This is a genomic window from Anaerosphaera multitolerans, from assembly GCF_004006535.1.
Classification (GTDB): domain Bacteria; phylum Bacillota; class Clostridia; order Tissierellales; family Peptoniphilaceae; genus Anaerosphaera; species Anaerosphaera multitolerans.
Genome location: NZ_RLIH01000006.1, coordinates 67,906 through 82,173, shown reverse-complemented (window position 1 = coordinate 82,173; position 14,268 = coordinate 67,906). Strand labels below are relative to the sequence as shown.

At 33.2% G+C, this 14,268-nt stretch carries 11 protein-coding genes; 8 read left to right on the top strand and 3 right to left on the bottom strand.

The features are described from left to right. Positions 1-23: 23 nt before the first annotated feature. The gene (locus EF514_RS05615) at positions 24-758 is read right to left on the bottom strand and encodes an NAD(P)-dependent oxidoreductase (RefSeq protein WP_127724457.1); all 735 of its coding nucleotides are present in this window, start codon (positions 756-758) and stop codon (positions 24-26) included. Between the two features lie 185 nt (positions 759-943). On the opposite strand from EF514_RS05615, the gene EF514_RS05610 reads away from it, so the two are divergent. Continuing rightward, positions 944-2,908, top strand: a complete 1,965-nt coding sequence (locus EF514_RS05610) for an S-layer homology domain-containing protein (RefSeq protein WP_127724456.1) — start codon at positions 944-946, stop codon at positions 2,906-2,908. A gap of 42 nt (positions 2,909-2,950) precedes the next feature. On the opposite strand, the gene EF514_RS05605 is transcribed toward EF514_RS05610, so the two are convergent. Both EF514_RS05605 and EF514_RS05600 read right to left on the bottom strand, forming a co-directional pair. Further along, on the bottom strand, positions 2,951-3,859 hold the full coding sequence (locus tag EF514_RS05605; protein ID WP_240649017.1) for a SufB/SufD family protein: 909 nt from the start codon (positions 3,857-3,859) through the stop codon (positions 2,951-2,953). An 11-nt stretch (positions 3,860-3,870) separates the two neighbouring features. After that, complete coding sequence (locus EF514_RS05600; protein ID WP_127724454.1) at positions 3,871-4,602, bottom strand: ABC transporter ATP-binding protein; 732 nt, start codon at positions 4,600-4,602, stop codon at positions 3,871-3,873. A gap of 312 nt (positions 4,603-4,914) precedes the next feature. Between EF514_RS05600 and EF514_RS05595 the strand changes: the two genes are divergently transcribed. Genes EF514_RS05595 through gatB form a run of 7 tightly spaced genes read left to right on the top strand, consistent with a single transcriptional unit; the run spans position 4,915 to position 14,179 of the window. After that, positions 4,915-6,087 (top strand): S-layer homology domain-containing protein, encoded by a 1,173-nt coding sequence (locus tag EF514_RS05595; RefSeq protein ID WP_127724453.1) that lies wholly within the window; start codon positions 4,915-4,917, stop codon positions 6,085-6,087. Between the two features lie 35 nt (positions 6,088-6,122). Further along, positions 6,123-6,818 (top strand): tRNA threonylcarbamoyladenosine dehydratase, encoded by a 696-nt coding sequence (locus EF514_RS05590; protein WP_127724452.1) that lies wholly within the window; start codon positions 6,123-6,125, stop codon positions 6,816-6,818. A 7-nt stretch (positions 6,819-6,825) separates the two neighbouring features. Next, positions 6,826-9,027, top strand: a complete 2,202-nt coding sequence (locus EF514_RS05585) for an ATP-dependent helicase (RefSeq protein ID WP_127724451.1) — start codon at positions 6,826-6,828, stop codon at positions 9,025-9,027. Beyond that, positions 9,028-11,031 carry an NAD-dependent DNA ligase LigA gene (ligA, locus tag EF514_RS05580; protein ID WP_127724450.1) on the top strand — a complete coding sequence of 668 codons (2,004 nt, stop codon included), beginning with the start codon at positions 9,028-9,030 and terminating at the stop codon, positions 11,029-11,031. Further along, complete coding sequence (gatC, locus tag EF514_RS05575) at positions 11,021-11,302, top strand: Asp-tRNA(Asn)/Glu-tRNA(Gln) amidotransferase subunit GatC (protein ID WP_127724449.1); 282 nt, start codon at positions 11,021-11,023, stop codon at positions 11,300-11,302. Before ligA ends, gatC begins: the two co-directional genes overlap by 11 nt. 10 nt (positions 11,303-11,312) lie before the next feature. Further along, positions 11,313-12,752 (top strand): Asp-tRNA(Asn)/Glu-tRNA(Gln) amidotransferase subunit GatA, encoded by a 1,440-nt coding sequence (gene gatA, locus EF514_RS05570; protein ID WP_127724448.1) that lies wholly within the window; start codon positions 11,313-11,315, stop codon positions 12,750-12,752. Further along, on the top strand, positions 12,752-14,179 hold the full coding sequence (gene gatB / locus EF514_RS05565) for an Asp-tRNA(Asn)/Glu-tRNA(Gln) amidotransferase subunit GatB (protein WP_127724447.1): 1,428 nt from the start codon (positions 12,752-12,754) through the stop codon (positions 14,177-14,179). The genes gatA and gatB overlap by 1 nt, the downstream gene beginning before the upstream one ends. The last annotated feature ends 89 nt before the right edge of the window (positions 14,180-14,268 follow it).

Sequence of the window (14,268 nt, the reverse complement as noted above, 5' to 3'; positions counted from 1 at the left end):
CCTACAATATTCGGGGTTGTATGTTATTTATCTTCTTTTAAATTTCCCTCATCTTCTTTAGTTTCATCTGTAGTACTTAAAGGTTGCTCAGCAGTTTCGGTTTTCGTTTCTTCGCTATTTATTTTTTCTAGAGGCATTTCTTCTACATAGGAATGCATACTTTTTAAATTATTTAAGTAGGTCTCCAAATTTATTTCCTTGGTATCGTAAAGCTTTCTCATAATCCCATCTATATTAGGAGAGTTTTTTCTAACTAATTCAGTTCTGATTTTATTAAGCAATTGAATTTTTTCAGCGTCATAGGTATTAAAAAGCTTTTCAATATCTTCATAGATAATATCGGAAATTGTGGGGTTTAATTTGTCAGTAGTAATACCTATTGCAAGTCCGCCCTTTTCTAAAATTCTATTCATCAATAGAGTTGAGTTAGATAGAATGTCACATCTTTCATATAGAATATTTGACTTTTGGGCTCTTTTTTCCAAAGAATTATTTAACATAAAATCATTAGTGGCGATAAGTACGTAGTCATATGCAAAAAAGATGAAATCACTATTTAAATTTTCTTCTTTTATAAAAAGTTTATCTGTATATTCTTTTTGTAATTCATATATTTCATCTACAAAAGTATCGGAGATTACGTAAACTTTAAATTCAGTTTTTAAAAGAATTTTTATTCTTGAAAGACTTAAAAGTCCTCCGCCAAGTACCAGTACATTTTTATTTCTTGTATCAAAACTTACGGGTAAATATCTCATAAAATCCCCCTCCCATATTTAATCGTTTATTATATTATAACTTATAAACCTAAGAATATACAAGGTTATTAGGATTTAAAAATATTAGAATTGATAAAAGAATTGCAATGTATTTGTAATATTACTTAACCTTTTGTGTGTTATAATAACTATAGATTATTTATTTTTGAATGGAGGTTTGAAAGATGAATAATAAGAAGATCACAAAGGCTATATCTCTTGGACTTTGTGCTGTTTTATTAATCCCCAGTGCAGTGTATGCAAAAGAATTTAAAGACGTGAAAAAAAGCGAAGGATATGGTTGGGCATATGATTATATAGACGAGATGAGTGATAAGGGAGTTATTGAGGGTTATCCCGATAACACTTTTAAGCCGGATAAGGCTGTAAATTTCGAAGAAACTCTCCAACTACTCAAGGGAATAATCAATCCTTCAAAGGATGAAGTTAAAAAGGCAGTTGAAAAATATGGAGAAGCTTGCGAGAAGTATGGAGTGAGTTCTTGGGCTAAAGAGGCAGTTGCAATAGGAATTGACAAGAACATAATTACTGAAGATACTTTAAAAGAGGCTCAAAGCAAGGGTTTTATTGATTCCAAAAATTTAGTATATCCAAATAGAAATACAATTGCTGTATATTTTGGAAGAGGTTTGAACTTATCTTCCAGCGGAGATGTTGATGTTTTAAAACATAAAGATATAGATAAAATACCTGCATCTACTAAGGGATATTTAGCTTCTTTAGTTGAAGCCGGAATCTTTTCAGCTACGGGCTCAGAAGGAAACTTTGACGGAGACAGATATATTAGAAGATCCGAAATGGCAAAGATAACAAAATTGTCCTATGATTATAAGACCAAGGCGGGAAGTGTAAGTACAGAAACTAAAGACGCAACAGGTACTGTAGTACTTACTACAGATATTAATAATTTAGAAACTATTATTATTGAAAAGGATTCTAAAAGATCACAATTTAGAGTAAATACCAGTACAACTTTTAAAATGAATGATAAGTCAGCTGTATTCAGTGATATTAAATCAGGTCAAGAGGTAAAAATTACCTATACTGAAAGTTCAGATTCCACTATTACGGGAATTGCAAAGACAGTTGAAGTTACTAATAGCTCTAAAGATTTAATAGGCTATATTACAGCTACTAATTCTAACGGAATTACTGTTAAGTATACTACTAATAAGGATAACTTAGACATTAAGTCTGAAGACATTAACACTACTGACAGCGGATTGTTTGAATTGGCTTCAAATGCTAAAATATACGAATTGGGCAAGGAAGTTCAAGCCAGAGATTTAACTTTAGATTCACTTGTGGAGTTTAAAACCGATTCATCCGGAAAAGTTACTGATATTATTTCTTTCCCTAAGACTGGAACAGTTACTGGGGAAGTTATAAGTATTAGTTCAACTTCAGGAAATGATAGTAAAGAAACGATTAGATTAAAACTTTCAAACGGTAAGACATATACTTTCTATGGTAATTATATACGTAGTGGAAACTCCAGATTATTTGATGATATCAGAGTAAATGACAAAGTTACCCTTACTACAAATTACAAAAACATTTCCAGAGTTGGAGAAAAAGGTGAAAATCTAAATATTGGTAGAATTGTAAGTGTATATAGAGGTAGTAGTTCCGGAAACAGAGTTGGAGAAATAGTTTTAGAAGATACAAATGGAAATAGAAACACTTATTACTTAACTGATGCCACTTCTGTCTATGATTATAATGGAATTAAAAGAGCTCAAATGGACTTAGATTCTTTAGAAGGTATGACTGTTGAACTTGATCTTGATGGAAGTAGAGTTTTAAAAATAAAAGAAATTGACGAAGGTTCTATATTTGATACAGTTGCTCAAGTTATTGACATACAAGTTAAGTCGGGAGCAATGGGAAGTACTACTAAAACCTATACTATTAGAGTTGTAAACGACGGTAAAAAAGGCGATTTAAGACAAGGTGAGGTATTTACATTTGATGCAGATGTAAACTATGACAGGTATACAATAATTAGAATTGCCGGATATAAAGTAAATGGCGATTTGGGAAGTGTAACAATTGACGAAATTGCTAAAGAAAAAGAAATAGTAGATTACTATGACTACGATACAGGTAGGGGTACAGAGTTTATTTAAAAAGAAATTTTAAAAGTGAGTTTCCAAAAGGAAACTCACTTTTTATCTTAAAAATCCGGATATTATTTCTTCTTCTGCTTCTTCTTCTGTCATTCCCAAAGTTTTAAGTTTTATAATCTGTTCTCCGGCTATTTTACCTATGGCAGCCTCATGAATAAGTGAAGCATCAATGTGATTTGCAGTAACGTCGGGTACAGCTTTAACTGTTGCATTATCCATAATAATTGCATCGCACTCCGAATGACCATTACATTGATTGTTACCGTTAATTACGGAATAGAAAGCCTGCTTTGAATTTTCTTTGGCAACTGAACGGGAAACTATGTTGGCGCTGGAATTTTTTCCGTTAAGCTCAATTTGAAAATCTGTTTTCGCAAATTGAGTACCACTGGTCATAATTATCTCCTTGGTAATTAAAGTTGCATCATCGGCTAAATCCGCCTTTGTAAGTCGGTCTGTAGAATCTACTCCCTCAATTTGGACGCTGTCCATTTCCATAGTGCTGCCTTTGTCCAAATGAATAACTGTTACAGGATTAATTATATTTTCACCTGTACCACTACCTTCACCGTAGTGTTTTTCAACATACTTAACTTTTGAGTTCTTTCCTATGTGGAATGTGTGAATTCCATCATGTTGTGTTAAGTGTCTATCGTCATTGTGAATTCCGCATCCTGCTATTATAAAAATGTCGCAGTCATCGCCAATATAGAAATCATTATAGACTAAGTCTACAATACCGCTATTTTCTATTACTACGGGTATGTGTACCAATTCTTTCTTAGTACCTGGCTTAACAATTATATCTATTCCAGAACCGTTTTCTTTATTTTTAATTTCAATATTTTCAGTACTGCGCCTACTTTGGCTTTTACCGTTAACTCTAATGTTATGGGCGGTATTTGGTTCTTCGCTAATATCTGCAACAGTATTTAAAATATTTTTAACCACATTATCCAATATTATGCCTCCATTCTCAAGTATTCACACGCATCAACTGTACCTAGAAGTTTAGGGAACATTTCCTCTTTACTTCCCTCATCAGTAATTTCTCCGTCAGTGATGATAATTATTTTATCTGCTATTTCTAAAATTCGCTCCTGATGGGAAATAATTAATACAGATCCCTTAGTTTCTTTACGAAGCTGGTCAAATATTTTAATTAGATTTTGAAAACTCCAAAGGTCTATTCCTGCTTCCGGTTCATCAAAAATGGAAAGTTTTGTATTTCGAGCCAGTAGCATAGCTATTTCTATACGTTTCATTTCGCCGCCTGACAGGCTGTCGTTTAATTCACGATTTACATAGTCTATTGCACAGAGTCCCACCTGTGAAAGGTAACTGCAAGATTCTTCTGTACTAAGATTTTTACCGGCAGCAAAACGGAGTAAGTCTCGAACTAACAGACCTTTAAAACGTACGGGCTGCTGAAAAGCAAAACCTATACCTGCCTTAGCTCTTTCAGTAATATCTAAATTAGTAATATCTTTGCCTTCAAATAAAATTTGACCGCTTGTAGGCTGTTCAGTTCCCATAACTATCTTAGCCAATGTAGATTTTCCGCTTCCATTCGGTCCTGTTATAACTACAAATTGTTCCGGTTCGATTTTTAAATTTATATTTTTAAGAATTTCTTTCTTTTTTCCAGTGGTTTCATCTTCTACTTCGAAACCAATATTTCTAAGCTCTAACATTAAATACCCCTCTTCTTTATATGTTAAGTATATTTATACCTAGTATAATTATATTATTTATAATTTAGTAAGTTTTATATTCCTATAAAAACTGAATTAAAACAATCTTCTTTTATTATACCCCTTTATAATTTATTTATATAGAGAAATTACCTGAATATGGAAAAAATCATAGTAATTAAATATAATATAATTTCCAGCCTATATTAAAAATTAAAATGCCTATAATATATGGACTTGTAGAACTTAGCAGCCATTAAAAATATTTTTAACTTACTTTAATTATGCTATAATGAAGGTGGAGGTATTGTTGTGAAGAAATTTAAGAAAATAATGGCCGTTTCTTTAATTGGAACGGTTTTAACAGTAAATACAGTTAGTGCAAAAACTTTTTCTGATGTAACTTCTACCGGAGGTTATCAGTGGATTTATTCCAGTTTAGATAATCTGTCTAATAGAGGAATCTTTGGCGGATATCCCGACGGTACTTTTAAACCGCAAAGGGCGGTGAGTTTTCTTGAAGTTATGCAGGTAATTAAGAATGTTAAAAATCCATCGGCTGATGAAATAGAAAATGCTAAGAAGACTTACGGAACTATTGTTTCAAAATACAATGTAGATTCTTGGGCTACAGATGCTCTATGTTATAATTTAATGAATGGTACAATTACTGAAAAAACTTTAAAAGCAGCTTCAGAAAATGGCTTTTTAAAAGAGGGAAATAAATTATACCCTGATAGGAATTCTGTTTCAGTATATTTTGGAAGAGCTTTAAACTTAAAAAGCGATGGAAATGTGGGATTGTTAAAGCACAACGATTTAGACAGTATTCCGGAAATGACTAAGGGTTATCTTGCAAGTTTAATTGAAGCGGGAATTTTTTCTGACACCGGTTCAGATGGATATTTCAACGGTAAAAAATATATATCAAGGGCTGAAGTTGCAACTATTGCAGATAAGACTTTAACATATTTGGAAAACAACCCTGCTGCTGGAGAAAGCACACAAGAGGAAGTTGTGAGCGAAGCTTTAAGTTCAAATTATATTGAAGAAGGTGTAGTTGAATATATAGGCGAATCCAATTCTGCGGGTACTCTTGGATTAAATTCTAAAAATTTTGCTTTTGATCTTGAAGAAATTAAAATTTTAGATGAAGGAAGGGTTTACTCCGGAGATTTAAGCAGTATTAAGGGAATGGAAGTTAAAGCTACAATTTCAGAGGGAGAGGTAGTTGAGCTGCAGTTGTTAAAAAAAGCGGAGACGGAAGTTAGCGATTCTGTAAATTTAACAGGTAAAGTTCTCTCTGTAAAGAAAGACGGAGCGGAAAATACTTTAACTGTTCAGGTTTTAGTTTCTGATAATTTAAAAATATCAGTTGGAAGTACTGTAACGATTAAAGTAAACGGAAATTATAATGAAGATGACGTTTTAAGTATTTCAGGGAATATTGAAAACTCTGGACTTGTAGATGTAAAAGTTAATTAGGTGAAGGTACTCCTTCACCTTTTATGTGAGGAAATATGGAAATATTTAATAGATTAAAGATGCTGATAGGCGAAGAAAATTTAAAAAAACTTCAAAGTTCCAAAGTACTGGTAATTGGATTAGGCGGCGTTGGAGGAAGTCTTTGCGAAGCTTTAGTAAGAGGCGGTATAGGTGAAATTGATATAGTTGATGGCGATGAAGTTGATGAGACAAATCTCAACAGACAGATTATCGCCACTGTGAATTCTGTTGGTATGAGAAAAGTAGATGCAATGGAAGAAAGACTTAAATCTATAAATCCAATGGTTAAAATAAATAAATATGATTTGATTTTAAGTGATGAAACTATGGATGTTTTTAATTTTGAAAAATATGATTACATTTGTGATGCCATAGACAGTGTAAAGGCAAAAATAAGCCTTGCTGAAAGAGCTTACTTCAACGGCTATAATTTAATATCGGCAATGGGTACAGGAAATAAACTGGATCCTACAAAGCTAGAAGTAACAGATATTAATAAAACCAGCGTTTGTCCTCTGGCTCGAGTTATGAGAAGAGAATTAAAAGACAGGGGTGTAAAGAAATTAAAGGTGGTCTATTCAAGGGAAATACCCCATAAGCCACTTTTTGACTTTGAGGGGAAAATTGTTCCGGGTTCTATTTCCTTCGTTCCGCCTGTATGTGGAATGATAATGGCATCTGAAATTATAAATAGTTTAATTGAAATATAGGAGAAATATGAATTATAAAGATTTAAACGATAGGCAAAGTGAAGCCTTACTTCAAACGGAAGGTCCCGTTTTAATTTTAGCGGGAGCGGGTTCGGGAAAGACTAAGGTAGTAACGAGTAAAATTGCATACTTAATTGAGGAAAAGAATGTATATCCATCAAATATTTTAGCTATCACTTTTACTAATAAAGCTGCAAGCGAAATGAAAGAAAGAGTTTCCAATTTAATAGATGTTGATGTAGATGCAATGTGGATAGGAACTTTTCATGCTATTTGTTTGAGAATATTGAGAAGGAATATAGATAGAATTAGTTATTCCTCTAATTTTTCCATTTATGACAGAGATGATCAGAATACAGTTGTGAGAGACTGTATAAAAGAGCTGGATTTAAATAAAGACGTATATAAAAATAGGGGAATTATTGCGAAAATTTCCGAACTTAAAAATGAAGGTATACTTCCTGATGAATTTATAAATTCGAATCATATGGATTTTTATAATCGAAATGTGGGAGAAGTATATGCACTTTATGAAAAAAAATTAAAAGAAAACAATGCTCTTGATTTTGATGACTTAATAATTAAAACCGTAGATATACTCAAGGAAAATAAAGATATTAGAGATTACTATCAAAATAAGTTTCAATATATATTTGTTGATGAGTATCAGGATACTAACGCCATTCAATATAAGTTGATTAAATTGTTATGTAGAGAAAATCCTAATTTAACTGTAGTAGGCGACAATGACCAATCTATTTACAAGTGGAGGGGTGCGGATATAGGGAATATTTTAAATTTTGAAAAGGATTTTGAAAATGCCACAGTGGTACTTCTGGAACAAAATTATAGATCTACATCAAATATATTAAAGGTTGCCAATGCAGTTATTAGAAACAATCCAAATCGAAAAGATAAAAGACTTTGGACTGATAGGGACGACGGAAGACAGGTTAGCTATCAACAGTATGGACATTCTCAAGAAGAGGAAAGAGATGTAGTAAATAAAATTTTGCAGTTTAACTATAAGGGATATGCTTTTTCCGATATGGCAATCCTCTACAGAACAAATGCGCAGTCCAGAGGTTTTGAAGAGGCCTTGGTAAGAGAGAGGGTTCCTTATAAAATAGTTGGAGGGTTAAAGTTCTATGACAGAAAAGAAGTAAAGGATATTATAGCCTACTTAACTGTAATCCAAAATTCAAATGACAATGTTGCAGTTACAAGGATTATTAACGTTCCTAAGAGAGGTATTGGAGATCAGACTGTATTAAAACTAAGTGAATTTGCAATAGAAAACAATCTTTCCCTCTATGACGTAGTATCTAATTTAGAAAGTTATGAGGAGTTAAATTTAAGAGCAAGAAAGAACATAAGAGAATTTGCAAATTTAATTAATTTGTTAAAGGGAAAGAAAGAAGAACTTTCAATTTCTCAATTAATAGAAAAGGTAATCTATGAATCAGGTTATGTAGCTGAGCTTGAAGCAGAAAACACCGTGGAAGCAAGAACTCGAATAGAAAATATAAAAGAACTTATTTCCACAGCAGTGGAATATGAAAGAGAAAATGCAGAGGGAAGTTTGGAGGATTTTCTATCGGGAATAAGTTTATTGTCAGAGGTGGATAAGACAAATCCTTCTGAAAACGGAGTAAAACTTATGACGGTCCATGCAGCAAAGGGATTGGAATTTAAAGCGGTGTTTTTAGTTGGAATGGAAGAGGGTCTATTCCCGACATCCAGAGCTCTTGAAAGTGATGAAGATATTGAAGAGGAGAGAAGACTTTGTTATGTGGGTATTACAAGGGCTGAAGAAATTTTATGTATAAGCTCTGCCCAAACCAGAACACTTTACGGGAAGACCAGTCCTACATTGGAATCAAGATTTATAGGTGAAATGGAAGATACTGTTGAAATTATAAAACCTGTTAATAAAATAGAGGAAGGTCATAATTTAGTAAAGGTAAGAGATTTTACGGAATATAATCCAAAGGTTTCAAAGATGTCATCTTCTTTAAATAAAAGTGAAGGAAATAATAAAGATAAAAACTTTAACATTGGAGATAAGGTAAATCATAAAAAGTGGGGCCAAGGAATGATAGTTTCTAAAACTGAAAAAAATGGAGATTATGAAATAGTAATTTCCTTTAATGAAAAGGGGTTAAAGAAATTGATGCTATCCTTTGCTCCTATTACATTGGTGAAATAAATGGAAAGAGAAAAACTTATAGAGAAAATGAAAGCTCTAATAGAGCAAATTGATGAATTTAATTACCACTATTATACCCTTGATGAACCGAAAGTCAGCGATAGTGAATATGATAAAATCTATTATGAGTTAAAGGATTTAGAAGATGAAAATAATTTTGTATTGCCAAATTCTCCTACTACCAGAGTGGGCGGAGAGATTCTATCTAAATTTGAAAAACATACTCATATAGCGCCCTTGTATTCTCTTGATAAGGCTCAGAGTTTTGAAGAGTTAACCAGTTGGCATGAGAGAAATTTAAGATTAATTGGAGCTTTAAATGAAAGAGGAGAAAATCTTCCGCAGCCTGAATATGTGGTTGAGTTAAAATTTGACGGATTAACAGTTAATTTAACCTATGAAGACGGTTTTTTAAAAATGGCGTCAACTAGAGGAAACGGCTTTATAGGTGAAGAAATTCTTCCACAAATTAAGACCATATATTCAATTCCCTTGGAGATTAACTACAAAGGTTTAATGGAAGTTCAGGGTGAGGGGTTAATGCCTTTAAAAGCATTAGAAGAATATAATAAAACTCATGATGAACCTTTAAAAAACGCACGTAATGCAGCTGCAGGGGCTCTTAGGAACTTGGATCCATCTGTGACAAAGGAGAGAAACTTAACAGCATACTTTTATAATGTGGGTTATATTGAAGGAAGAGAATTTAAAGACGATTTGGAAATGAAAGAATTTCTATTGGAGAACAGATTTAAAGTAAATAGAGAAAACAAACTTTGTTTAACTTTAGAAGAGGTCTTTAAAGAAATAAACAGAATCGGGGAGATTAGAAATAACCTTGAGGTTTTAATAGACGGAGTAACTATTAAAATAAATGATATGAAAACTCGTCGGCTTTTGGGATTTACAAATAAATTTCCAAGATGGGCAATAGCCTATAAATTTGAAGCTGAGGAAGTTTCCACTAAGTTAATTGAAGTTGTTTGGAACGTGGGAAGATCTTCAAAAGTAACTCCAACGGCAATATTGGAGCCTGTTGAAATAGGAGGAGTTACTATTAAAAGAGCCACTCTTAACAATTATGATGATATAGTTAGAAAAAAAGTAAGATTAAATGGAAGAGTGTTATTGAGAAGGTCCAATGATGTAATACCGGAGATATTAGGGTCTCTGCCGACTGATGAAGAGACCTTTGAAATAGAAAAGCCAACTCATTGTCCATCCTGTGGCACTGAACTTTTTCAAGAGGGTGTCCATATATTTTGTCCTAACACGCTTTCCTGTGTACCTCAATTGGTTTCCCGTCTTACACATTTTGCATCAAGAGATGCTATGAATATTGAGGGTTTAAGTGAAAAGACTGTAGAGAAGCTTTTAAGTGAACTTGATATTAGAGAGATTCCTCAAATTTATGAATTAAAATTCGATGATTTAATTAATTTGGAGGGCTTTAAAGAAAAAAAGAGCAATAATTTGTTAAGTTCAATAGAAAACAGTAAGACTGTGCAACTTCCGAATTTTATCTATGCGCTTGGAATAGCAAATGTGGGGATTAAGACTGCTCAGGATTTGGCAGAACACTATGGCAAGTTTGAAACGTTAAGAGATGCAAAGTATGAAGAGCTTATAAATGTAGGAGAAATAGGACCGATTACTGCAGAGGAAATAGTGGAGTTTTTTAATGATGATCATATAAAAAAATCCATTGACAAGTTGTTACTTTTAGGTGTAAAACCTGAATATGAAGTTTTAAAAATAGAAGATTCTTTCTTTAAAGATAAGAGAGTAGTACTGACGGGAGCATTAGAAATGCCTCGTAAAGAATTGGAGTTAATTTTAATTGGAAAAGGGGCAAAAGTATCCTCATCAGTTAGTAAGAATACTGACTTTGTAATTGCCGGAGAGGATGCCGGTTCAAAATATAATAAGGCGTTGGAATTAAATGTCAGGATTATAGGTGAAGAGGAGTTAAAGGATTTATTAGGAGGGGAATATGGATCGTAAGGAGATAAAACACATTGCAGATATAGCACAGATAGATTTTTCAGATGAGGAGCTTGAAAAATTTGAGGATAGCTTTATTGAAACTATGGGTTTAATTAATAAAATAAGGGAAATTGAAACCGAAGAACTAGAGGAAACTTTCAGGGTTATTGATGCAGTTAACAATTTAAGAGAAGACGAAGTAGGGGAATCCTTAACTCAGGAAAAAGCAGTGGAAAATACTGTTGACAGCAAGTATGGATACTTTAATATTGTGAAGTTTGTAGAATAGGGGTGAGGCTATGAGTTTAACAAATTTAACGGCGCATGAATTAATAGAGGGCTATAAAAATAGAGATTTTTCCTGTGAAGAAGTAACTAAGGAATATCTGGATAAAATTGAAGAAAATGATAGTGATATTAACGCATATATTACAGTTTGTAGAGAAGAAGCTATGAAAAGTGCAAGGGCTGTTGATAACAAATTTTCAAACAGAGAAGAAATGGGATTGTTAGCAGGAGTGCCTCTGGGAATAAAGGATAATATAGCTGTAAAAGATGTAAAGATGACTTGCGCATCTAAGATGTTGGAAAATTTCATATCGCCTTATGATTCTACAGTAACAGATTTAATAAGGTATCATGACGGAATAATACTTGGGAAAACTAATATGGATGAGTTTGCAATGGGTGCTTCTACAAAGAGTTCATACTTTGGAGTTACTAAGAATCCTTTAAATAGTAAGTTAGTACCCGGAGGTTCTTCAGGAGGTTCAGCAGCTGCTGTTGCAGCAGAAGAGTGTGCACTTGCAGTGGGGACTGATACCGGAGGCTCAACTAGACAACCAGCAAGTTTTTGTGGCCTTGTTGGGATTAAACCCACTTACGGTTCTATTTCAAGATATGGGATATCAACTATGGCAAATACCTTTGATCAAGTGGGAGCCTTGGGAAAAGACGTTGAAGATGCCACATTATTACTTAGAGCTTTGGAAGGCAGAGATGAAAGAGATGCAACTTCTATTGGAAATAAGTCTTTAAGAGAGGACTTTGATTTTAGAAGTGGCGTTGAAAATTTAAAAGATTTGAAAATTGCAGTTCCGAAGACTTATATGGATATGGATTTAGATGGACGAATAAAGTCGGATTTTAATGAAGCAATGGAAATTTTAAAGAGCAATGGAGCAGAAATTGACTTTATTGAAATTAAATCCCTAAATTATATATTGGAAACCTACCATATCTTAGTTAATGGGGAACTGGCGCCTAATATGGCAAGGTTTGACGGAGTGCGTTTCGGTCATAGAACTAATGACTATGACAACATCGATGAACTTTATAGAAAATCCAGAGCTGAGGGCTTTGGAGATGAAGTTAAGCGTAGAATTATGATAGGTACTCATATATTGAGCTTAGATTTAGCAAAGGATTATTATTATAAGGCTTTAAAAATTAGGACTTTAATTAAAAATGACTATGATGAAGTCTTTAAAAAGTATAATATCGTAATTAGTCCTACAGTTCCAATGCTTCCTTTTGAAATTGAAAGAGAAATGAGCCCGGTGGAAATATATCAGACAGATTTATTTACTATTCCAGCAAATATGACGGGATGCCCTTCAGCAACTGTACCGATGCCTTTAAAGGACGGACTTTCTGTAGGAATTGGGTTTATGGCAAATAGATTTAAAGATAATGATTTAATTAAGACCATTCTTGGATTTGAAAGGAGTGTAAAGTGATGAGCTATAAGACGATTGTAGGATTGGAAATCCATGTTGAGTTATCAACTAAGACTAAGGCTTTTTGCTCCTGTGCCAATGAGTTTGGAGGGGAACCCAATACGAGAGTGTGTCCAACTTGTTTGGGATTACCCGGAGGACTGCCTGTTTTAAATGAAAATGTAGTTAACTATAGTATTATGGCAGGTCTTGCTTTAAATTGTGAAATTCAAAAGGTATCTAAATTTGACAGGAAAAATTATTTTTATCCGGATTTAACGAAGGGATTTCAAATAACTCAAGATGATATGCCTATTTGCGAAGAGGGCTACTTGGAGATTGAGGGAGATGAAGGACTTAAAAAAGTCGGTATCTTTAAAATTCAAATGGAAGAGGATACGGGAAAGTCTTTACACACGGAAACATATGAAACACTGATGGACTATAATAGATGTGGCGTACCCCTTATTGAAATAGTATCAAAACCGGAAATGAACAGTGGAAGGGAAGCTCGACTTTTTTTAGAAAAATTAAAGAGCACGTTAAAGTATATTGGAGTTTCAGACGTAAAAATGGAAGAAGGCTCTCTAAGATGTGACGTGAACGTCAACGTAGTAGATGAGACTAGCAATAGAAAAACCCAAGTTACAGAAGTTAAAAACATCAATTCTTTTAGAGGTGTAGAAAAAGCAATTGACTTTGAAGTACAAAGACATATTAAACTTTTAGAAGAGGATAGAGATGAAATAAAGACCACTAGAAGATGGGATGACGTAAACAATGAAACAATTCTAATGAGAGAAAAGTACACTGTTGCAGACTATAGGTTTGCTCCTGAAGGTGATTTGGTACCGGTTGTATTATCAGATGAGTGGATAGAAAAAGTAAAAGAGAGATTGCCTGAATTGCCTGAAGCAAAGAAGAATAGATTTATAGAGGAGTACGGACTTGCTGAATATGATGCTGAAGTACTGACATCTTCAACACAACTGGCAAATTACTTTGAAGAAGTAGCAGAACATTTTGAAGATAGAAATATGATTTCTAACTGGATAATGACTGAAGTATTAAGAAGAGTGGACAATATTGAAGATTCCTTTGACTTACCCTTTGGGCCTGAAGATTTTGCATCTTTGCTAAAAGTTATTAAAGAAGGAAAGATAAACAACAATGCTGGTAAAAAAGTCTTAAGGGAAATGTTTGAAAAGGGCAAAAATCCTAATGAGATAATAGAGGAGCAAGGATTGCTTCAAATATCCGATAGTTCTGAAATTGAAAATATAGTGGAAAATGTATTAAAAGAAAATACTCAATCAATTGAAGATTATAAAGCCGGTAAGGACAGAGCTTTTGGCTTCTTAGTTGGACAGGTTATGAAAGCCTCCAAAGGTAAGGCAAATCCTAAAATTGTAAATGAGCTTTTAAGAGAGAAATTAAATAATTTATAGAAATTAAGAAAAAATCCTATTAACTTATTTATAAGTTAATAGGATTTTTTGGATAAGAAAATAGTAAAAAAAAGAGTTTAGTATTAGTT